Here is a 22,658-nt window from a genome sequence, read left to right as displayed (position 1 = left end):
AAAAAGAGCCGCTTTACTGCGGCTCTTTTTTAATCATTATTCACCTTTATATGCTTCCATATAAATTTCTTTCAGTTCTGAAATAAGCGGCAACTTTGGATTAGCAGTTGTACATTGATCTTCAAAAGCTCTTTCTGCTAATACTCCAACAACCTCTTCAAATTGCTCTTTATCTACTCCTTGTCCTGCAATACTCATATTAATATTTAAGCTTTTTCCAAGCTCAATAATTGCTTTGACGAGTGATTCCACCCCTTCTGCTGCCGAGCTTGCTGGAAGCCCGAGCATTCTCGCTATATGTGCATATCTTTCATCTGCCACAAAGTGCTCATATTTTGAGAACAATGCGTGTTTTCTTGGCTTAATAGCATTATAGCGGACTACATGCGGCATTAGAATGGCATTTGCGCGTCCGTGCGGAATATGGAATTCTGGTCCAATTTTATGTGCTAAGCTGTGATTAATACCGAGGAAAGCATTTGCAAATGCCATACCTGCAATTGCAGAAGCGTTATGCATTTTTTCTCTTGCTTCTTCATCATTTCCATCTTTATATGCTCTCGGTAAATATTTGAATACGAGATCAATAGCTTTTAATGCTAATCCATCTGTATAGTCATTTGCCATAACAGACACATACGCCTCAATTGCATGTGTTAAAACATCCATACCAGTATCTGCTGTTACATGTGGTGGTACTGTCATTACAAATTGCGGATCAACAATTGCTACATCTGGTGTTAATTCATAGTCTGCAAGCGGATACTTTATATTATTTTTCTTATCTGTAATAACCGCAAATGGTGTCACTTCTGATCCCGTTCCTGATGTCGTTGGAATCGCAACAAACTGCGCCTTATTTCCTAATTCCGGATATTTACATGTACGTTTTCTTATATCTAAAAACTTCTGTTTAATGCCATAGAATGTCGTTTCTGGATGCTCATAGAATAACCACATTCCTTTTGCTGCATCCATAGCTGAACCACCACCAAGTGCGATAATTACATCTGGCTTAAAGCTTCTCATCATTTCCGCACCTTTAAAAACAGTTTCATCTGATGGATCTGGTTCGACCTCAAAGAAAACTTCAACTTTCACATCATTTGCATGCTTGTTTAAATAGTGCGCGACTGTATCGACATAGCCATGTTCAACCATTCCAGGGTCCGTTACAATAAACGCACGTGAAATGTTAGGCATATTTGCTAAATAAGCTGTAGCATGTTTTTCAAAATAAATTTTTGGTGGCAATTTGAACCACTGCATATTCTTTTTTCTATTTGCCAGCCTTTTTATATTTAATAAATGAGTGGCTGTTACATTTTGGGAAACTGAATTCTTTCCGTATGAACCACAACCAAGTGTAAGTGATGGAATAAATCCATTATATATATCCCCTATTCCACCTTGTGATGAAGGTGCATTTACAATGAGACGGCAAGCTTTCATACGTAACCCAAATTGCTTTTGCACATCTTTATTTGTAGAATGGATAACTGCTGAATGTCCTAAACCACCTAGGTTCAACATTTCTTCGCAATATGTAAATCCTTCTTCTAATGAATTCGCCTTCACACAAGCTAATACTGGACTCAGTTTCTCACGAGATAACGGATATGCTGCTCCGATACCTTGAATTTCAGCTACAAGCATTTTTGTATGTTCAGGAACAGTAATCCCAACTAAATCGGCAATATACTGTGCTGATTTCCCTACAATATCACTATTTACTGCACATGTATTTTCATTTATAACAAGCTTTTCTAATTTTTTTCTTTCTTCTTCTGTTACAAAGTAACAATTGTTTTCAATCATTTCTGTTTTAACATCATCATAGATTTCTTTATCGACAATGATTGCTTGTTCCGATGCACAAATCATACCGTTATCAAATGTTTTCGATAAAATTAAATCATTAACAGCTCGTTTTACATGTGCTGATTTTTCTATATAACACGGTACATTACCAGGCCCAACGCCTAACGCTGGTTTTCCAGTAGAGTAAGCTGATTTCACCATACCAGCGCCTCCAGTTGCTAGAACGAGTGCTACACCATCATGGTTCATTAATTGTTTCGTCGCTTCAACAGACGGTCTTTCAATCCATTGAATACAGTGTTTTGGTGCACCAGCTTTCATCGCTGCATCATATACTGTTTTCGCCGCTGCCACAGAACATTTTTGTGCGGAAGGATGAAACGCGAAAATAATTGGATTTCTTGTTTTTATCGCAATTAACGCTTTAAACATTGTTGTCGACGTTGGATTCGTTACTGGCGTTACCCCAGCTACTACACCGACAGGTTCCGCGATTTCTATTATTTCTTCATGAGAATCTTCGTGAATAATTCCTACCGTTTTATCTTGCTTTATACTATGCCAAATATATTCAGTGGCAAAAATATTTTTAATGCATTTGTCTTCATATACACCACGGCCAGTTTCTTCAACTGCTAATTTTGCTAGCGGCATATGTTGATCAACACCTGCTAATGCCATTTCATGAACAATGTTGTCAATTTCCTCTTGTGTAAAACTTTCTAATGCTTGTAAAGCTTGTTGACCATTATTTACTAGCGTATCAATCATCTTTTTTACTTCCTGCATTTCATTTACAACTTTCTCTTTGACTACCATGTAAATTTCCTCCTATTCTACTATCACGGTCCTTATATGTCCCTATAGGTCAAAATAAGTCCCAATTAACATAAAAAAATAGAGATGCTTTCCTACATGAATTTCATTGTTTGCGAAATGTTTCACAAGTTTGTTCGTGAGTAACATTTCCTGAATTCAATATACATGAAATCATTTCGTTTGTGTATGTCTATTTTGTGAAATATTTCACAAAATAATGTAATAAAAAAACGCACTGCTAATATAGAGCAGTGCGTTTTTTTATTATGCTAGCGCTTGTGCTAAATCTTCAATTAAATCTTCACCATCTTCAATACCGACAGAAATACGAATTAATGTATCTGTAATTCCTAATTCTTTGCGGCGATCTGCTGGGATTGATGCATGTGTCATTTGAGATGGAATAGAAATTAAACTTTCTACTGCTCCTAAACTTTCAGCAAGTGTAAAGTACTGCAATTTCTCAAGTACTTTATTTAATGTCTCTTCACTATCTACATCAAATGAGATAATAGCACCAAATCCATTTGCTTGTTCTGTTGCTAATTCGTGGTTTTGATGTGATTCAAGACCTGGGTAATATACTTTATTTACTTTTGGATGATTATTTAAGAACTCAGCAATAGCGCGTGAATTCGTTTCATGTTCTTCCATACGAATTCCTAACGTTTTTAAACCACGAAGTAGTAAGAAGCTGTCTTGTGGCCCAAGAATACCTCCTGTTGAGTTTTGTACAAAGTGAAGATCTTCTGCTAGTTGTGGGCTATTTACAACTACTAGACCTGCAACTACGTCACTATGACCTCCTAAATATTTCGTTGCACTATGAAGCACAATATCTGCTCCTAAAGAAATCGGCGACTGCCAATATGGCGTCATGAATGTGTTATCAATAATTGTTAATAAGTCTTTCTCTTTAGCAAGAGTAGATATTTTCTTAATATCAGTAATTTTTAGTAGTGGGTTCGTTGGTGTTTCTACATAAATTGCTTTCGTATTTGGACGAATCGCTTCTTCAACTTCCTCTAAGTTTGTTGTATCTACAAATGTATGCTCAATACCGAAACGGTTTAATACTTTCGTAATAACGCGGTATGTTCCGCCATACACATCATCTGTTAAAATAACGTGGTCACCTTTTGAGAACAACATAATTGTCGCTGTAATAGCAGCCATTCCTGAACCAAATGCAAATCCAGCATGCCCATTTTCTAATACAGCAATCATTTCTTCTAAAGCTGCACGTGTTGGGTTACCTGTACGTGAATATTCATATCCTTGATGCTTACCAACTGCTTCTTGTTTGTACGTACTTGTTTGATAAATCGGTACGTTTACAGATCCAGTTGAAGGTTCTCCTATGCGAATACCATGAATTAACTTTGTCTTTGCTCTCATTTTTTATTCCCATCCTTTGTATATGTCTTTACTTAAATAGCGCTCACTGCTATCTGGAAAAATGGTTACAATATTTGTACCTGGTGCTGCCTTCTCTGCCTCAAGTAAGCTCGCATGAAATGCTGCTCCTGAAGAGCTTCCAACGAGAAGTCCTTCTTTTTGCGCTAATTCTTTCACTCGTAAAAATGCATTTCGATCAGAAATCGTATGAATTTCATCAAAATAAGATGTCTTCAAAAATGGGGGGATAAATTCCAGTCCAATTCCTTCGGTCTCATGTGAACCAGCCTTACCACCATTTAAAATAGATCCTTCTGGCTCTACGATAACTGTTTTAATATCTATATTTTTTTCTTTCAAGTAAGATGCAGTCCCCATAAACGTACCGCCAGTTCCTGCTCCAGCAACAAATATGTTAATCTCTCCATTCAATGCGTCCCACAGTTCAGGTCCTAATGTTTTAAAATATGCACGAGGATTTGCCTCATTTGCGAACTGACTTGGAGAGTATGAATTCGGTATTTCATTTACTAACTCTTTTGCTTTAGCAATTGCACCGGTCATTCCTTGCTCAGTCGGTGTATGCACGACAGTTGCACCTAGTGCTTTCATTAATTCTTGTTTTTCAATACTAAATTTCTCTGGTACACAAACAATAACACGTAAATCATGTTCTAATGCTGCAAGTGCCAGTCCAATACCAGTATTCCCAGCAGTCGGTTCAATAATTGTTCCACCCTGGGTAACAAGCCCTTTTTCTAGCGCATCTTCGATTAATTCTCTTCCTAAACGATCCTTAACGCTTCCGCCTGGATTATAAAATTCAAGCTTTGCAAATAAACGGACCCCTATTGGAAGTGAAAAACGAGTAATTTCTACAATTGGTGTATGACCAATTAACTCATGAACTCCACGATATACATTCATCGTGTTCTCCCCCTTGTTTGCCAATAAAGAAAAGGCAACTGTATGTATTTTCTTTATATGAGACAGTTGCCTTTTTGTTACATTACTTTAACTCTTCTAACACTTTTACGATAAAGTTTGTAGAATGAAGAGCTGCTTGATCTAAAAACTGATCAAATGAAACATTTGATTCTTTACCAGCAATATCAGAAAGTGCGCGAATGATAACAAACGGAATTTCATATTGGTGGCATACTTGTGCAACAGCTGCTGCTTCCATTTCTACCGCATAAAGATTTTCAAATTTATCACGGATGGCTGCAACGCGATTCGGATCACTCATAAATGAATCACCTGTTGCAATCATACCTTTTACAACTTGAATATTTTCTTCAGCCTGCATACATTTCTCAGCTAATGCAACTAACGCCTCATCAGCTTTAAATCCAGGCGGCATTCCTGGTACTTGACCATATTCATAGTTAAATGCTGTTACATCTACGTCATGGTGACGAACTTCAGTGGAAATAACTACATCACCAACGTTTAGAGAATGATGGAATCCACCAGCTGAACCAGTATTAATTACTTTTTCAGGCTTATATTTTTCTAATAAAATTGTCGTTGACATCGCTGCGTTTACTTTACCAATACCAGACTTTAACAAGATTACTTCATGCCCTGCTAATAGCCCTTTCGTAAATTCACAACCAGCAACCGTTTCTGTTTCTGCTTGTTCTAATTTGTCACGTAAAATACGTACTTCTTCTTCCATTGCTCCAATTACAGCAATTCTCAATCTAATCCCTCTTTCTATTGCTTAGTTGCCTCCATTACCCAAACGAAATGATTTAATCTCGTGAAAGTTACATGGAAGCCATTGTTTTCAAAAATAGTCTGCATAACTGGAATACGTGTATAGTATTCCGTTTGCAAATCGTTTGCTAACTGATGGAAACCTCTTTCTTTTGCTGTTTCAACAGTTTTATCATATGCATCTTGATCTGCAAATATCGTATCAGCAAACACTATTTTACCACCTTTGTTTAGCAATTGACTATACTTCGCAATCGCTACATTTTTTTCATCATCTGTTAAATGATGAAATGCATAGGTGCTTACAATGGTATCAATTGAATTTGGAACTTCAAACGAAAGAAAATCACCCTCTGTAATTGAAAATTCTTTTGGCAATTTCTCTTTTGCAATCATGCGCATTTCACGCGACGGTTCTATACCGTAAACTGTGCGGCCAGCAAGTAATAATTTATTTGTTAAATTACCTGTACCGACACCAAATTCTAATACATTACCAAATGACTTGTTAACTACATCCTCTAGAATATCCTCATAATGGGCGAAAACTTCTTTATATTGTATATCCTCGCCTTGTACGAATGAGTCGTACGTATGAGCCCACTCATCAAATAAACCATTAAATTCTGTGCCCATAAAAATTCCCCTTTTTCTTATCGGTTTTATCAGTATGATATTCCCTCTTTCTAAAAATGTCAATTGAAATGTACATGGTATTTCCTTCTTTTCTTTGTTACACTATAGTTGATTACATAGGAGAGGGGCCGTCTTCATGTCATTTACCTTTGAAATGTTAGAAGATAAAGTAGAATTTTTTGAAGCGGGAGACTTAGCTTCTTTAGAACGAAAAATTAGTGAACAAATCGATAATAATAAAGCACTTATGCTTGAAGTTCATCACATCTCTCATCAAATGGTTATGGATCCTGAAAGCAAAAGACCGTATTATAGCGCGGTTGTTCATTTTAAATTAAAGAAATTGCGTTAACAAAAAAGAGAAGCTCCTAAGGAGCTTCTCTTTTTTAGTTTAGAGTTTGAACAAGTACTGGTTTCCAGCCCTCATTGTCTACCCAATCAATATTTACGTAATATCTTTTCCCACTTTGCTTATCTTGAACATCACCATAAGCTTTGCTCTTTCCAGTTTTGTCTCTTCCAACAAAATGGAATACTAATTGCTCTTTCGGTATCTCAACACCTGCAGCAATTGCACTTTGCATCTCATTCCAATCTGATGACCCTTGTTTAAACGTCATCGCCGGTGATGAACCTTGTTCTGTTCCTACAGCTTTCCAAGAAGGTTTTGTGTAAGCCTCTTTTGCCTTAGATACAGTTTTTTCAGCTGATACTTTCTCGTTAGCTTTCGCTTCTTCTTCAGCTTTTTTCTGTTCTTCTTCAGCCTTTAGCTTCTCTTCTTCAGCTTTTTTCTTAGCTTCTGCTTGCTCTTGTTCTTTTTCTTTTTTCTTAGCAGATTCTTTATCTTCTGATTTTCCAGCTTTCTCATTCTTTGTTGTTTGTTGAGAGACTTTCTTATCAGTAGAAGATGCTTGCTCTTTCGTACTAGGAACGAACAATTGATATGCTACAATAGCTACTAATAGTAATACAATAGCGATTGCAATATTTAAAACACCGTTTTGACGACGTTTTTGTTGTTTCTGTTGGAATCTTGATCCTCCTGCCATTCTCCAAACCTCCATGCAGTTTTTCCTAATTGCTATTGTAACATTAAATCTAGAAAGGTTGAACATTTACAATGATATTTTCATGAAATGAAGACATTTCACTATAAATTGCAAGATTACTTTTCATTCTCTAATTGATAGATTGCTCCCACCATATCTTTAAAAGTAGGTGTAACTTTATTCACTTTGCTATCAGTCTCTAGATCAACAACAACTAAAGCATATCTTGGATTCTCATACGGAAAATAACCTGCAAACCAGCGATTCACCCTCGTCCCTTTCCCCGTTTGCGCTGTCCCGGATTTTCCAGCGACACTTAGTGGCAACGAACGGAATGCCGTTCCTGTTCCTTTCTCCCTTGTTACAACGCCTCTTAATAACTCTTGTAATGTTTTCACTGTTTCATACGAAAGCTGTTTTCCATTTAACGTATGGCTCTCAAATGTAAAAAAATCCGCTCCATTTTTATATACTATTTTTTCAACAGCTTTCACTTCCATCTTTTCTCCATTCCTCGCAATCGTCGCCATCATATTTGCAATTGCTAGAGGTGATATACGTACATCTTTCTGTCCAATCGCTGTTTGTTCTACCGCTTTTTTATTACTTTTATTTTCTTCATTCCCCCAAATAGTAGTGCCTTTCTCTTCTGGCATTTGCTCAAAATGAGGTGTATGAAATACAGAACCTTTCCATCCAACCTTTTCATTTGCTCCTAGAGCTGCTACGTATGTTTCTAACACCGTCCTATCCTTTTGTAATAGCTCGTTACCTAACTCGGAAAATGTCCTGTTACAGCTCCTAGCAAAGCTCTCTTTAAAGTTAAGCGTACCCATCCTAACTTGCGGGTCGTTTTCACCATATAAATCTTTATTACAGTTAAATGTCCGATTAAACAAATTTACTTTTTGATCAATGACTGCAGCTGCAACTACTGTTTTAAAAACAGAGCCTGGAAAATGTGGCGTTAACATTTGATTTTCAAGTGTAGTTTTATATAAATTCTCATCCCTTACTTGTAAAGACGGCTTACTAACCATCGCTAATATTTCATTTGTCTTTACATCAAGTAATACTAATCCCCCCTTCTTTATTTCGTTTGCTTCAATCACTTCTTCTGCTTTTTGCTGCAACTCTTTATGTAAAGTAGTTTGAATCCTAACTGGATAAAATGGATTTCCTGGTGAAGTGTATTTCGCTTGCTTTCCGAAAATTGGTTCTCCTTGCCGATCTACTTGATATAATACTTTTGCCTCTCCATCAGTCAATAGAAATTCATCAAATGATTGCTGTAATCCTGAAATACCTATCGGCGTTTGTTTTGAAATTTTTTTCAATTCTCCATATCGCTTTTGAAATTCTCTTTCGTTCTCCCCTACATCACCAATTAAATGACTTATCTCTCCAGTTTGTTTTAATCGCACTTCAGCTGCTACAATACCTAATACATGTAATTCATTTACCTTCTCCATCTGTTCTCGTGTCACTCGAAATGGAGCAGTTTCTCCTTGTAGGGTAAATGCATTTTTGTTATTTTTCATTTGTCTTCTAATCTCTTGTCTCGACACACCAATGATATGCGCGATTTTCTCTAACATGTCATTTTTTATTTGTAAAAATGGAAAAATAATTAAAACAGGATATTTTTCCTCACCTATTTCTTTACCATTACGATCTATAAACTGCCCACGTCCATCGTCTACTGTAATGGATTGTGTGCGTTGCGTAACACTTTTTTCAATTAAATTTATTTTGCGATCAGTAAATGATTCTGTATCTATAATTTGAATTTGGATTAAACGACAAAGCAATAAAAACATAACGCTCATAAAACAAATTAAAACAATTGTAATTCTCCGTTTTATTTTCATAAAAAACACCTCGTCTATTGTAGTTTAGACGAGGTACTATTTTATTTATACAAGCTCCAAAACAAAAATAGATATTATATAAAGCTATTATTGTTTTTTTGGCTTCTCTAAAAATTTCGTAAGAAGCGATTTAAATTCAGTTTCATTCACTCCAGTGTTTTTAGCAACTTCAATTACAGTAGTTGTTACATTAGCCGCTACTTTTAAATAGTCCTTACTGAAATTATCCATTTCATTTCTTTTTCTTTTGCATTCTCAACTGTTACAGAATCAATACAAGTAATCATCTTATCTACAATATGTAAATAATTATTTTGTGCATCTATTATTTTTTGAACGTCATCTTTATTACTTACTTTCGATTGTTTTAAATATGTATATGCTTGATTCACTTCATCTTTTAAAATTTTATCATTATTTTTCGCCTGTTCTTGTAACATATTCTTCATATCATCTATTGTTTTTTGATCCATCGAATCTCGCAATAAATAATCTGGATTCCCAATCGCATAATCGTACTTAATCGTTACATCTTGAAATATTTTCATCACAATAGCTAATTGATACGCTACATCAAAATCATTGAATTCCTTTTTATCTTGTGGATTTGCTAAGGCTTTTGAACTCTCAGTTGCTTTAATATCCTGTTTTTCTTCTTGCTTCACTTTTTCTCCCTTTGATGATGTAGTTTCCTCTTTCGTTCCGCAGGCAGCAAGTCCTAATATAGAGATACTACAAACCAATCCTGTAAAGATTTTATGTTTCATAATTAGCCCCTTTTCCCTTTTGAAACCTATATTCTCCAATTATGATATCAAAGTTTAAAATGTTTTTTTGACATTTTTTGTCGAATCACTCTAAGGTTTACACAATTTTTTCTATTCTACAGATAAAGTGAAACTTTAATTAGCCCTCACCAAGCGGGCGTTTACGAGCAGTCCGACGCCCACCTAACTTCTTTACTTCCGCTGAAGTTTGAGATAGTGGTCTTACTGCCTGGCAAATAGCGGGATAAAAAAAAGATTCTCCCGATAGGAGAATCTTTTTTTTATTTTACAGAGACAATCTCTACTTGCATTTCTCCGCCTGGTGTTTGGATTGTTACTTTCTCACCAATTTGCTTACCTAATAAGCTTTTTGCGATTGGAGAATCGTTAGAAATTCTTCCTTCAAATGGGTCAGCTTCCGCGCTACCTACGATTGTGTACGCTTCTTCATCTCCATTTGGTAATTCTTTAAATGTTACTGTTTTACCTAATGTAACAACAGTAGATACTTCGCCAGTATCTTTAATGATAACTGCGTTACGAATCATATTTTCTAATTGTGTAATACGTCCTTCTACGAACGCTTGCTCATCTTTCGCTGCATCGTACTCAGAGTTCTCAGAAAGGTCCCCGAAGCTACGTGCGATTTTAATACGTTCTACTACTTCTTTACGTCTTACTGTTTTTAATTGCTCAAGTTCGTTCTCTAGTTTTTGCTTACCCTCTTGCGTCATAGGGTATGTTTTTTCTGTTGACATATTTTCCACTCCTTTTATATACCAATCCCCCGAAAAAAAGAGGAGTTCCATATGAAAACTCCTCCGCTTCCATTGTTAGCGGAGGTTTCTAGTACCCTTGCACTAGCGGAGTTGTCACATACAACCCCGTATTTCCAATTCTTCTTTATATAAAGAAGATATGTATGGAAAGTTGATATAAATATGCCCTCACCTATATATAGATGAGGTTGCATGTTTCATTGTATTCGATAGGAAGGGAAAAAATCCCTTCCTACCGTATATCTTTTACTATGCTATTACAAATTTACTTTTTGTTCAAGAATTGTTGCAATTTTTGTCACCATAATATCAATTGCAACGTGGTTTTGTCCACCTTCAGGGATAATAATATCCGCAAATTTCTTAGAAGGCTCAATAAATTGATTGTGCATTGGACGTACAACATTTACGTACTGATCAATAACTGAATCCATCGTACGACCGCGCTCTTTAATATCACGCTGCATGCGACGCAGAATACGAAGGTCAGCATCCGTATCAACGAATAATTTAATGTCCATTAACTCGCAAAGACGTGGGTCTTCTAAAATAAGAATTCCTTCTAAAATAATTACATCTTTCGGCTCAACTGGAATAATTTCTTCTGAACGCGTATGCAATGTATAGTCATATACAGGCTTATCAATTTGCTCATATGCAAGCAATTGCTGCAAATGTTCAATTAACAGATCATTATCAAACGCAAGCGGATGATCATAATTTGTTTTTAAACGCTCTTCCATTGGTAAATGGCTTTGATCTTTGTAATAATAATCTTGCTCTAAGATTAAAATAGAATGACCTTTAAAATGGTCAAAAATCGCTTTCGTTACACTCGTTTTACCTGATCCCGAACCACCAGCAATTCCAATTACAACAGGCTTATTCGTCCCCATTCGACTATCACTCTTTCTTATTGAAGTATGCTTTTGCGCATCATATTATTCACATACACTCGTTGATCCACTTTGAATTTCACGATTTGCAACGGATGTCTCGCTGCATCTAATTCGTTTCCATCCTCATCCCAAATTTTCTCCACCGTTTGCGTAAAGTTTTCTATTTCTGGTCCAAAGAACTCCACTTCATGTCCTGGTTTGAAATGATTACGTTGCTCAATCGTTACGATGCCCGTTTCTTCATTATAATCTAACACTAAACCAGCAAAATCATACGTTGTTTTCTTACTATGATTTCCAAACATTTGCTCTTGATGTCCTGGAACCCCTTCAAAGAATGCAGGAGCTGTATCACGATTTGCACATTTATCAAGCTCATCTAACCATTCTTGTTTAAACTCAAAGTTATCTGGATCCGCACAATAAGCATCAATTACTTTACGATATACAGTTGCTACAGTCGCTACGTAATGGATTGATTTCATACGTCCTTCTACCTTTAAGCTATCGATTCCGATTTCAATCATTTTCGGAATTGATAAAATTAAATTTAAATCTTTTGGACTCATCGCAAAGTGAGCATCTCCTTCTTGGAATAGAGGAAGCTCTTTTGCATCTTTATGTTGTGATACTGTTTGAACTAAATCATAATCCCAGCGGCAAGATTGGCAACAACCACCACGATTAGAATCACGCGCTGTCATATGGTTACTTAATGTGCATCTTCCTGAATATGCGATACACATTGCACCATGTACGAATGCTTCAATTTCAATATCCACTTTTTCTTTAATTTCTTTCATTTCTTCATAGCTTGCTTCACGAGCTAATACAAGACGATGTAAACCTTCTTCTTTCCAATACTGTGCTGCTTTCCAGTTGGATAGTGATTGCTGTGTGCTTAAATGCACCTCAACAGAAGGCGCTACGCGTTTACAAGTCTCAATGATAAGCGGATCAGCAACGATAATTCCCGTTACGCCAGCTTTTTCAATCCCTTTTAAATATTCCTCTAGCCCATCCATATTTTCATTATGTGCAAAGATATTTGTTGTTACGTATATTTTTGCTCCATACTTCTTTGCAAACTCAACGCCTTCTGCCATTTCTTCTAGCGTAAAGTTACCTGCATTCGAACGAAGACCAAATTCTTGTCCACCTAAATATACAGCATCTGCCCCGTAATGGATAGCTACTTTTAATTTTTCTAAGTTACCCGCAGGGATTAACAGTTCAGGTTTCTTCACAATAACACGTTTGCCATCGATCACTCGTGAAATTTCTTGTACAGTCATTTCCTACACCCTCCTCGTTTAGTAAACCGTTTCTTTAAAGAAGAATCCTGTATCTAACGGACGATTTACTGGTTGCATTTCTTCTATTTCTTTATATAGATCATCTTTCACGTCATAATATGCATCACGATCTTCTACGCATAAATCAATCGCTTGACGATATTTCTTCGTTACTTCAATAATGTATTCAGAGCTTTTTAGTACACCGTCGATTTTTAAGCTATCAACTTCAGCTTCGATTAGTTCCTCTAATTCATCGATGAAACAAATATCGTTCGGACTCATAATGTGAGTACCATTTTCATCTTCATAAATTGGATATTTATTGTTACGCTCTGGGTCATATAAGAACATATTCTCTTCATATTTTTTCTTTTCAATGTCAAGATTACGTCCTTGATACTCAAAGTAGTTTCCTACTAATGAACGCTTCGATTGGAACATACAAGTCATACCGTGAATTTGTACTTCTAGTTCCACTTCAGCATTTTCTTTTAAATCAACAATTTCATCTAAGCTCAGCTCACGAGCTAATACAGCGCGCTTCGCTCCTCTTTGTCCCCAGTAGTTACAAGTGAACCAGTTTGTTGCTGTCGTTTCTGTATTCCAGTGCAACTGCATATTTGGTGCTACTTCGCGAACAGCCATTAATACCGCTGGATCTCCGAAAACAATTGCATCTACATTTACTTCGTTTAAAAATGAAACGTAATCTGTTAATTCTTCTACTTTATCGTTGTGGAACATAGCGTTCATGGCTACGTATACTTTCACACCATTTTCATGTGCAATCTTCACAGTTTGTTTTACATCTTCACGTGAAAACTCCCCTGCTAAACGTAAACCAAACTTTTGCTCACCGATCATTACCGCATCTGCTCCTGCTTTCGCAAGAGGTTCGATATCCGCCACCGCTCTTGGCGTTACTAACAATTCAGGTTTCTTCATACCTTGGTCACCCTCTCTTTTTACTAACAGCTACTCCATCACCAATTGGGAAAATCGTTGTATCATATCCTTCATGATTCATAAGCCACTCATTGTACGTCTTAATACGACGGATTAAACCACGTGTACGTCTGTTTTCAATTTTCTCTTTTGTCGTTACAAGACCGTGGTACATAACATTATCTGAAATAATTACTCCACCAGGATTTAATAACGGTTCATATAAGTCAAAAAAGCGACGATACTGTCCTTTTGCTGCATCAATAAAAATAACGTCAAATGTCCCGTGTTCTTTTACTTGTTCACCTGTCTCTAACGCATCACCGTAAATAACTGAAATACGATCTGTTACTGGGGAACGTTCTATATATTCAAGTGCTTTTTCATATCTCTCACGATTGCGCTCAACTGTCACAATACGTGAATTTGGAATAGCTTGCATCATACGAATACTAGAATAACCGATTGCTGTTCCAAGTTCTAAAATGCTTTTCGGTCCAATTAAACGTAAAAATTGCAGCATAAATTCCATTCCAAGTCGATCCATAATCGGCACATGATTTTCTGTTGCATATTCTTCCATTTCAAGAATTAATTTATCTTTCGGATCAATAAATGATAATAGGTACTCGTTAACTGCATCCTCCATAAATGGTCCTCCTTATTTACATGGAGAAGTGCCTCTATGACGTCTTTTCACACATAGAATGCAATAAAAATACAAGCCAGCTTTACCCTTAGCTTGTACGTCCCGTTTTGATATTAAAAACGATTCTTCTGCCAGTTTTTAACCCGATATATTTTACCACAAAAAAGAGGGATGTGCGACTTTTTTCGCTATCCCTCCCCATTTCACTGTTTTTTCGTAATGTATTTTTGCTTTAATGCATTATGCTCTTCTAATGTTTTCGCATAATACACTTCACCACTTGGTGCAGCTAAGAAATAATAATAATCTGTTTGCGCAGGTTCTAACGCAGCTTCCACTGAATGTTTACCAGAGTTTGCGATCGGCCCTACCGGCAATCCTTTTACAACATACGTATTATACGGTGAGTTGACCTTTAAATCTTCGTATAATACACGTTGTTTATGCTTTCCAAGTGCATATAATACCGTTGGATCCGTTTGAAGTGGCATACCTTTTGTTAAACGATTATAAAAGACACTAGAGATCTTTTGACGATCTGTAAAACCAGTTGCCTCTTCTTCAATAAGTGAAGATAATGTTAAAAGCTGATGAACATCCCAATTCTTCGCTTTCATTTTCGCCTCATTTTGAACAATGATTGCATTTGTTTTCTCAAGCATTGGAATTACAATTTCTTCTAACGTCGTATCTTTCTTATAAAACGAATACGTTGCAGGATATAAATAACCTTCTAATGGGTATTTAATATTACTATCAAAGATTTTATCCGTTAATAACTTCGGATACTTTTGCTGCATTTTTTGAATAAATGCTTTATCGTTTAATTGACGCGTAACATCATCTTTATTCCACTTTAGTTCTGTCGCAATCGTTTCTGCAATTTCAGTTACTTGCGCCCCTTCTTTAATCGTCACTTTATAAAGAGCTGGACGATGCACGTTGCCAGATGACATTTGTTCGATCACATCTTCAGCATTCATTGAAGGATTTAATAAATATGTACCTGCTTGTAAACTTTTCGATTTAGCCTTTGTATAAAAACTAAAAACTGTACCGTTTTTTACAGCGCCTTTTTCTTCTAAAATTTCTCCAATTTTACTTGTAGATGATCCTTTCGGAATTTCTACTTCAATCTCTTTTTTATTCCCGCTATCAACTGGTCCTAATGCAGATGAAATATACGCATAGACTGAACCACAAACTAAAAGCAATGCAATAATCGAAAATAAAAAGATGCGTCTACGCTTCTTTTTCACTTGATTCTCTATCAAAACATTTCCTCCTTACTTAATTGTAGACCGTATGTACACCTTTCTATACAGCACGATGTAAAAACGCAACAAATTCACTTATCTTTTTTAATTGACACTTTATTTTTCTACAATCCGTCTCATTATACTACAAAGACTTACACAGTTTCGACAAAAAATCTTTCATTTTACATATAAATACAAAAAAAAGATGGACTGTATGTCGTCCATCTTTTCAGTACTTATTATTCAGCTTCTTGCTCATCAGCTAGAGTGTTGAACATTTCTTGTACCATTTCCCACTCTTCTTCAGATTCGATTGGAAGTAAAGTTCCGCCCTCTTCCTCATTTTGCTCATAAGCCATTGCATCATAAATTTGGTCTCCATCTTCGTCTACTTCACCGATTGGAGAGAAGACTACGTATGATTTTTTGCCAAATTTTTCAGCGTCAAAAGTGAAAATAATTTCACATAAATGTTCGTTACCTTTTTCGTCTACAATTGTAATTTGATTTTCTTCCATTTTGGTCACCTCTTATTTACTATCTAAAAATCCTTGTAAGATTACGACTGCAGCCATCTTATCAATTACTTGCTTTCGCTTCTTACGGCTTACATCGGCTGAAATGAGTAGACGTTCCGCTGCCATTGTTGACAAACGCTCGTCCCACATTACAACGTCTAATTGTAACAGCTCTCGTAGGTTTTCTGCAAATTGTTGGCACGCTTCACCACGTGGGCCAATTGTACCATTCATATTTTTAGGTAAACCTACTACTATTTTGTCCACATTGTACTGCTTTACTAACTCAGAAATACGATCAAAACCAAAGTGACCTCGTTCTTCGTTAATCTTAATTGTTTCTAATCCTTGTGCTGTCCAGCCCATCTCGTCGCTAATTGCAACTCCGACTGTTTTTGTACCTACATCTAAACCTAATATCCGCATAAACTACTCCTCACGATGATGTTTCAAGTAAGACTTCACAAGCTCTTCAATTAACTCATCACGTTCAAGCTTGCGAATGATGCTACGTGCATCTTTATGGCGAGGTATGTATGCTGGGTCTCCACTTAATAAATAACCGACGATTTGGTTAATCGGATTATAGCCTTTTTCTTGAAGTGCATCATACACAGTTAAAAGTACATCATTTACATGGACACTCTGTTTTTCATCTTGAATGCTAAACTTCATTGTTTTATCAAAACCGTCCATTTCAAGCACCTCACTTATATAGTAAGTATAGGGAGAAGAACTTCTCCTCTCCCTACCATTGTACACTACTATCTCTTTATTTTGAAACAGATTTAACGTACTCTTGTACAAATGCTAAAGCTTCTTCGACTTGAGCTGGGTTTTTACCGCCTGCTTGTGCCATATCAGGACGGCCACCACCGCCACCGCCGCAACGAGAAGCTACTTCTTTCACAAGTTTACCAGCATGGTAACCTTGGCTAATTAAGTCTTTCGTTACACCTGCTAGGATGTTTACTTTATCGTCATTAACAGACGCTAATACAACAACTGCTGATTCTAATTTATTTTTCAGATCATCCATCATCGTACGTAAGTTGTTCATATCTGCAACATTTACTTTCGCTGCTAATACATTCACACCATCAACTGTCATTACAGAATCAGTTAAGTTTCCAGCTTCGATATTGCTTAATTTCGCAGCAAGAGATTCATTTTCTTTTTGCAGTTGTTTCACTTCAGCAAATAGACCATCAACTCTTGTTAAAATATCTTTCGGATTTGTTTTCATTTTTCCTGCTGCTTCTTTTAATAAACCTACTTGATCGTTCATTAATTCGTATGCAGACTTACCAGTTACTGCTTCAATACGACGAGTTCCTGCACCAATACCAGACTCAGCAACGATTTTGAAAATACCGATAGAAGCTGTATTATCAACGTGACAACCACCACAAAGCTCTAAGCTGTAATCGCCAACTTGTACAACGCGTACAACATCTCCGTATTTTTCACCGAATAATGCCATTGCGCCCATTTCTTTCGCTTCTTCGATTGCTTTTTGAGAAATCTCAACATCAATACTTTCCCAAATTTTTTCGTTTACCATACGCTCAATTTTTTCTAATTCGTCAGCTTGTACTTGACCGAAATGAGAGAAGTCAAAACGTAGACGTTCAGAAGTTACAAGAGAACCTGCTTGGTTAACGTGTGTTCCAAGTACGTCTTTTAATGCTTGGTGTAGTAAGTGAGTTGCTGTATGATTTTTTACAACGCTACTACGGTTTTTCGTATCGATAATAGCTTTTACAGCCGCATCTTTCGTTAATGTACCTTCTTCAACAACAACTTTATGCAAGTTTTGGCCGTTTGGTGCTTTTTGTACGTCTTTTACAAGAACTTTCACACCATCTGCAAGAAGGTAACCACGGTCTGCAATTTGTCCACCACTCTCAGCATAGAATGGTGTTACATCAAGAATTAACTGTCCTTCTTCACCAGCTTGTAAGCTGTCTGTGTATTCGCCGTTTTTCACAAGTGCAACAACGTTACTTTCTGTTGCAACTGTACCGTAACCAACGAATTCGCTCGCTACTTTAATTTCTCCAAGGACACCACCTTGAACTTGCATAGAATCAACGTCTTGACGAGCAGCACGTGCACGCTCACGTTGTTTTTCCATTTCATTTTCAAAACCTTCATGATCAACTGTCATGCCAGCTTCTTCTGCATATTCTTCTGTTAATTCAATTGGGAAACCGTATGTGTCATATAGACGGAACGCATCTACTCCAGAAATAACAGTTGTTTTTTCTTCTTTTGCTTTTGCAATTACTTCAGCTAAAATCGCTTCACCATCATGAAGTGTTTCATGGAAACGCTCTTCTTCGTTCTTCACAACTTTCGCAATGAAATCTTTCTTTTCAAGTACTTCTGGATAGAAGTCTTTCATTACTTCTCCAACAACCGGTACTAATTCAAACATAAATGGACGGTTGATGTTTAATTTCTTCGAATAACGAACAGCGCGGCGTAATAAACGACGTAATACATAACCACGGCCTTCGTTAGATGGAAGAGCACCGTCACCAACAGCGAATGTTACTGTACGGATATGGTCAGCAATTACTTTGAATGCCATATCTTTTTCTAAATCGCCATTACGATATTTTTCACCAGAAATTGTTTCTGTTGCACCAATCATCGGCATGAATAGGTCTGTATCAAAGTTCGTAGGTACATCTTGAACGATAGATGTCATACGCTCTAGACCCATCCCTGTATCAATGTTTTTCTTAGGAAGTGGTGTATATGAACCGTCTGGATTATGGTTAAATTGAGAGAATACAAGGTTCCATACTTCTAAGTAACGCTCGTTTTCTCCGCCTGGATATAATTCTGGGTCACTAAAGTCATTACCGTAAGCTTCTCCGCGGTCATAGAAAATCTCTGTATTCGGTCCACTTGGCCCTTCACCGATATCCCAGAAGTTTTCTTCTAAGCGGATAATACGCTCTTTTGGAACGCCCATTTTCTCATTCCAAATTGTGAATGCTTCTTCATCTTCTGGATGGATTGTAACTGATAGTAATTCTTTATCGAATCCGATCCATTTGTCGCTCGTTAAGAATTCCCAAGCCCATGTAATTGCTTCTTCTTTGAAGTAATCACCAATTGAGAAGTTTCCTAACATTTCAAAGAATGTATGGTGACGAGCTGTTTTCCCTACGTTTTCAATATCGTTTGTACGAATTGATTTTTGAGCATTTGTAATACGTGGATTTTGTGGGATTACACGTCCATCAAAATATTTTTTTAATGTAGCTACACCACTATTAATCCATAGAAGAGATGGATCTTCATGTGGAACTAGTGATGCACTAGGTTCTACTGCATGTCCTTTTTCTTGGAAAAAGTCTAAAAACATTTGACGAATTTGTGCGCCTGTTAGTTGTTTCATTGTATTTTCCTCCTTAAATATAAAAAACTCCCGTCCCTATAAAAGGGACGAGAGTTAACTCGCGATACCACCCTAATTATGAATTGATTACAATAACAATCAATTCATCACCTCATGGTGCCGTAACGTGGCAAGACGGCAGTGATTAGCTGCTCTCAGGATTAGCTTTCTGTTACCCTTCATTTAAAGCTTCTTTCAGCCATATGGAAGCTTCTCTCTATAAATGGACTGTAACGTACTTGTTCCGTCATTGATTTAATGTATTATATGACTAAATATAATAGAATTCTCTTAAGTTTGTCAATGTAGATAATCATTTATATTGTATTAATTGCTTATTTATCATAGGTATTCTACTATTCATTCTTAACAGCCTTTTCATATATTATGCGTTTATTAACAAATCGGAATCTCCTTATAAGAATGATTTATAAAAATTTCTAAATATTACTTTTTTTGCTATAATTAAATTATTGTTAATAAAATAAAGGAGCGATCACAATGACAACCTTACTTAGCAAAGCTAAAAACATATTAGCGACTGACGAAACGATATTATTTTACGCAGCATGTTCATTAGACATATTTATTTATCGTTCCGTCGCAAGGCCAGGATTGCTAATTTTAACGAACAAAAGACTATTCTTTTATGGGCCAGATGTAAGTAAGAATCCAATATTTGAAGAGTACTCTTTCGCAAAAATTTCTAATCTAAAAGAACAAAAGCGTCTTTTCAACAATCAAATTATATTTATGTATGATAACGAATGGAAAAAAATAAAACATATTCAAACAAATGATGTGAGCTCCCTCATTCAAAAAATACACGAGCAACTTTCTAAATAAATATATGATTAGCCCTCTATTTCTTACATAGAGGGCTTCTATACTTACACATCTTCTTTTTTCAAGAGCGGTCTCACATGAACAATGACAGTGCGAATAACTGCTAAAATCGGAACCGATATTAGCAATCCTACAATCCCAGCTACCTCTCCCCCAACTAGTAAGGCAAGCATAATAATAACGGGATGCATACGAAGTGACTTACCAACGATGTAAGGCGATAAAATGTTACTCTCCACAAATTGCAAAATCGCAATCGTGATCCCCGCCTTAATAAGTAAACTCGTTGATACTGTTGCTGCAATCATTAACGTCGGGATCGCTCCTAAAATAGGACCGAAGTATGGGATTATATCCGTTACCCCAATAATAATGCCAAGCAATAATGGATATTTCATACCGATAAACCAAAAAGAAAGAGCTGATACTCCCCCTAATACTAAACAAACAAATAACTGTCCTCGAATATAGCTTCCAAGTGACTTATCAATTTCTTTCGCAAGCATTTGCCCCGTACCTCGCCATTTACTTGGGACTAGTTTCCAAAAGATATGATAAAACTCACCATAATCTTTTAATATGTAAAATACAATGAACGGTATTAAGAAAATAATGAGCAATGAATCGAGTACACCACGAGCTGTACTCATCACTTTATTTAAAAGCGCTTGAATCTTCGTTTCCACACCCACAAAAAGTTGTTTCACCTTTTCATGAATGAACGAAGGGAAATTCGCTGTTTGTTCTGTAACGCCATCCATCCACGAATCGTACATCTTTGTAAACTGGGGAAATTGTTCATTAATCTCTTGTAACTGTTTAATAACGACTGGTGTTCCTTTATAAATCCCATAACCAATTCCGCCAAAGAAAAGGATATAAATGAGCAAAATGGCAAGTGTACGGGGCATCCCTTCCTTATGAATTTTTTCAATTAAAGGGTGCAATAAATACGCAATAAAACACGCGATAAGAAACGGCGTGATTGCTACTTTAAATACAAAAATAATCGGTGCCCATAGCGGCTTAATTTTTAAAAAGACGAGCAGACAAAGAAAAACAAGTAACAATAATCCTAAACGATATATCCAAATGATTTTAAGATTCTTCACATGAAAAACCTCCTCCACCTTTATTTTGAAAATAAAGGGGGTAGGTTATGTGCGAAACTTTTAAAATCTTTTCATACGGACCATACTGTTTTTTAAAGACGTACATATAAATAACATAACAAGGACAACCACCCCTGAGAATACAGCATGAATTAATATAATCAGGAGGGCTAATTATGGTTTTGTTTATGCTTGGATTATCAGCACTTTTTATGATTCTTGAATGGATTTGTATCGGGTTCGGTATTTGGAAGGGGTTCTTTATTCATTCCTCACGTAAAGAAAAAGCGAAGCAATTATGGCAGTATGGAATACTTGGCGTTGGCTGCTACGGTCTATCTTATCTTTTCTCAGAGATCGGACTTTTTTATTTGCATATGGGTGCATAAAAAAACTCCCTTGTCTACAAGGGAGTTTTTCAATTTATCGAAATGATTATAAGTAAGACTTAATCATCTTACGTGCTTTTTTCATATTGCGTTTTGAAAATACATCTTGTTTACGAGCATATTGATATGCTGCAGCTCCAACACCTAATGCGATTAATGAATTGCGTAGATTCAAAGTAAATCCCCCTTTTCGTTATCCGATCGTTCTTTCATTCTCATCAAATAAATCATCAAGAGAGCTTAATGAACCGTCTTCCTCAACTTGATGTGTATGGATTTTCCCCTTTGAAACCGATAATTCGATATAACAATTCCAGCAATAAAATTGGTTGACACCTATTTTTCCAATGTCTTTCCCTTTGCAATTTGGACAAATGAACATATGGCTTTCATCTCCTTACAGTCTCCCAGATTCTATTCGCCATTATGTCCAAACTGCATTCATTTATACATTACTGGAGCCTTT

At 36.3% G+C, this 22,658-nt stretch carries 23 protein-coding genes, 1 pseudogene and 1 other annotated feature; of the genes and pseudogenes, 3 read left to right on the top strand and 21 right to left on the bottom strand.

Going from position 1 to position 22,658, the window contains the following annotated elements; all coding sequences use genetic code 11:
• Positions 1–36 precede the first annotated feature (36 nt).
• The 5 genes from adhE to IQ781_RS21045 form a co-directional block, all read right to left on the bottom strand.
• The gene (adhE, locus tag IQ781_RS21065; RefSeq protein ID WP_000260510.1) at positions 37–2,640 is read right to left on the bottom strand and encodes a bifunctional acetaldehyde-CoA/alcohol dehydrogenase; all 2,604 of its coding nucleotides are present in this window, start codon (positions 2,638–2,640) and stop codon (positions 37–39) included.
• 264 nt (positions 2,641–2,904) lie between these two features.
• A complete protein-coding gene (locus tag IQ781_RS21060) occupies positions 2,905–4,038 on the bottom strand; it encodes a bifunctional cystathionine gamma-lyase/homocysteine desulfhydrase (protein WP_001201908.1) in 1,134 nt (377 codons plus the stop codon).
• A 3-nt stretch (positions 4,039–4,041) separates the two neighbouring features.
• Positions 4,042–4,965: an O-acetylserine dependent cystathionine beta-synthase gene (locus IQ781_RS21055; protein ID WP_001103874.1), complete on the bottom strand. Its 924-nt coding sequence runs from the start codon at positions 4,963–4,965 to the stop codon at positions 4,042–4,044.
• A gap of 82 nt (positions 4,966–5,047) precedes the next feature.
• Positions 5,048–5,743 (bottom strand): 5'-methylthioadenosine/S-adenosylhomocysteine nucleosidase, encoded by a 696-nt coding sequence (gene mtnN, locus IQ781_RS21050; RefSeq protein ID WP_001217024.1) that lies wholly within the window; start codon positions 5,741–5,743, stop codon positions 5,048–5,050.
• Between the two features lie 14 nt (positions 5,744–5,757).
• Complete coding sequence (locus IQ781_RS21045; protein WP_000536320.1) at positions 5,758–6,396, bottom strand: class I SAM-dependent DNA methyltransferase; 639 nt, start codon at positions 6,394–6,396, stop codon at positions 5,758–5,760.
• A gap of 136 nt (positions 6,397–6,532) precedes the next feature.
• On the opposite strand from IQ781_RS21045, the gene IQ781_RS21040 reads away from it, so the two are divergent.
• The gene (locus tag IQ781_RS21040) at positions 6,533–6,748 is read left to right on the top strand and encodes a YrzA family protein (protein WP_000010984.1); all 216 of its coding nucleotides are present in this window, start codon (positions 6,533–6,535) and stop codon (positions 6,746–6,748) included.
• 34 nt (positions 6,749–6,782) lie between these two features.
• On the opposite strand, the gene IQ781_RS21035 is transcribed toward IQ781_RS21040, so the two are convergent.
• The 13 genes and pseudogenes from IQ781_RS21035 to alaS all read right to left on the bottom strand — a co-directional run bounded on the left by IQ781_RS21035 (position 6,783) and on the right by alaS (position 19,845).
• Positions 6,783–7,445 (bottom strand): YrrS family protein, encoded by a 663-nt coding sequence (locus IQ781_RS21035; RefSeq protein WP_000897098.1) that lies wholly within the window; start codon positions 7,443–7,445, stop codon positions 6,783–6,785.
• A 116-nt stretch (positions 7,446–7,561) separates the two neighbouring features.
• Entirely contained in the window at positions 7,562–9,316 is a 1,755-nt protein-coding gene (locus IQ781_RS21030; RefSeq protein ID WP_000695148.1) for a peptidoglycan D,D-transpeptidase FtsI family protein, read from the bottom strand.
• Positions 9,317–9,403: 87 nt separating this feature from the next.
• A pseudogene (locus IQ781_RS21025) lies at positions 9,404–10,083 on the bottom strand (hypothetical protein).
• Positions 10,084–10,364: 281 nt separating this feature from the next.
• Positions 10,365–10,841 carry a transcription elongation factor GreA gene (gene greA / locus IQ781_RS21020; RefSeq protein ID WP_000102591.1) on the bottom strand — a complete coding sequence of 159 codons (477 nt, stop codon included), beginning with the start codon at positions 10,839–10,841 and terminating at the stop codon, positions 10,365–10,367.
• A gap of 278 nt (positions 10,842–11,119) precedes the next feature.
• On the bottom strand, positions 11,120–11,758 hold the full coding sequence (gene udk / locus IQ781_RS21015) for a uridine kinase (RefSeq protein ID WP_000537078.1): 639 nt from the start codon (positions 11,756–11,758) through the stop codon (positions 11,120–11,122).
• Between the two features lie 17 nt (positions 11,759–11,775).
• Complete coding sequence (locus IQ781_RS21010) at positions 11,776–13,056, bottom strand: peptidase U32 family protein (RefSeq protein WP_000217974.1); 1,281 nt, start codon at positions 13,054–13,056, stop codon at positions 11,776–11,778.
• A gap of 18 nt (positions 13,057–13,074) precedes the next feature.
• A complete protein-coding gene (locus tag IQ781_RS21005; RefSeq protein WP_000742801.1) occupies positions 13,075–14,004 on the bottom strand; it encodes a peptidase U32 family protein in 930 nt (309 codons plus the stop codon).
• A gap of 7 nt (positions 14,005–14,011) precedes the next feature.
• Entirely contained in the window at positions 14,012–14,653 is a 642-nt protein-coding gene (locus IQ781_RS21000; RefSeq protein ID WP_000389102.1) for an O-methyltransferase, read from the bottom strand.
• 203 nt (positions 14,654–14,856) lie between these two features.
• Positions 14,857–15,927 (bottom strand): endolytic transglycosylase MltG, encoded by a 1,071-nt coding sequence (mltG, locus tag IQ781_RS20995; protein WP_000572139.1) that lies wholly within the window; start codon positions 15,925–15,927, stop codon positions 14,857–14,859.
• 224 nt (positions 15,928–16,151) lie between these two features.
• Positions 16,152–16,430 carry a DUF1292 domain-containing protein gene (locus IQ781_RS20990; protein ID WP_000392247.1) on the bottom strand — a complete coding sequence of 93 codons (279 nt, stop codon included), beginning with the start codon at positions 16,428–16,430 and terminating at the stop codon, positions 16,152–16,154.
• Between the two features lie 12 nt (positions 16,431–16,442).
• Complete coding sequence (ruvX, locus tag IQ781_RS20985; RefSeq protein WP_001221193.1) at positions 16,443–16,856, bottom strand: Holliday junction resolvase RuvX; 414 nt, start codon at positions 16,854–16,856, stop codon at positions 16,443–16,445.
• A 3-nt stretch (positions 16,857–16,859) separates the two neighbouring features.
• A complete protein-coding gene (locus tag IQ781_RS20980; RefSeq protein ID WP_000348590.1) occupies positions 16,860–17,126 on the bottom strand; it encodes an IreB family regulatory phosphoprotein in 267 nt (88 codons plus the stop codon).
• 76 nt (positions 17,127–17,202) lie between these two features.
• Entirely contained in the window at positions 17,203–19,845 is a 2,643-nt protein-coding gene (alaS, locus tag IQ781_RS20975; RefSeq protein ID WP_000811825.1) for an alanine--tRNA ligase, read from the bottom strand.
• Positions 19,846–19,885: 40 nt separating this feature from the next.
• Positions 19,886–20,105: a binding site (T-box leader), on the bottom strand.
• Positions 20,106–20,346: 241 nt separating this feature from the next.
• Here alaS and IQ781_RS20970 point away from each other — a divergent pair.
• Entirely contained in the window at positions 20,347–20,691 is a 345-nt protein-coding gene (locus IQ781_RS20970; protein WP_000209577.1) for a PH domain-containing protein, read from the top strand.
• A gap of 44 nt (positions 20,692–20,735) precedes the next feature.
• On the opposite strand, the gene IQ781_RS20965 is transcribed toward IQ781_RS20970, so the two are convergent.
• A complete protein-coding gene (locus IQ781_RS20965) occupies positions 20,736–21,803 on the bottom strand; it encodes an AI-2E family transporter (protein ID WP_000793128.1) in 1,068 nt (355 codons plus the stop codon).
• Between the two features lie 176 nt (positions 21,804–21,979).
• Here IQ781_RS20965 and IQ781_RS20960 point away from each other — a divergent pair, with 176 nt between their 5' ends.
• Positions 21,980–22,192: a hypothetical protein gene (locus tag IQ781_RS20960; protein ID WP_000242535.1), complete on the top strand. Its 213-nt coding sequence runs from the start codon at positions 21,980–21,982 to the stop codon at positions 22,190–22,192.
• A gap of 46 nt (positions 22,193–22,238) precedes the next feature.
• On the opposite strand, the gene IQ781_RS20955 is transcribed toward IQ781_RS20960, so the two are convergent.
• Both IQ781_RS20955 and IQ781_RS20950 read right to left on the bottom strand, forming a co-directional pair.
• Positions 22,239–22,367, bottom strand: coding sequence for a YrzQ family protein (locus IQ781_RS20955; RefSeq protein WP_001053553.1), 129 nt, complete (start codon positions 22,365–22,367; stop codon positions 22,239–22,241).
• 18 nt (positions 22,368–22,385) lie between these two features.
• Complete coding sequence (locus IQ781_RS20950; protein WP_000469281.1) at positions 22,386–22,574, bottom strand: hypothetical protein; 189 nt, start codon at positions 22,572–22,574, stop codon at positions 22,386–22,388.
• Positions 22,575–22,658: the final 84 nt, after the last annotated feature.

The organism is Bacillus sp. N447-1, assembly GCF_022701035.1.
GTDB classification, from domain to species: Bacteria; Bacillota; Bacilli; order Bacillales; family Bacillaceae_G; genus Bacillus_A; species Bacillus_A cereus.
Note: the sequence above shows the minus strand (reverse complement) of the source record. Positions and strands in the feature narration are given on the sequence as shown.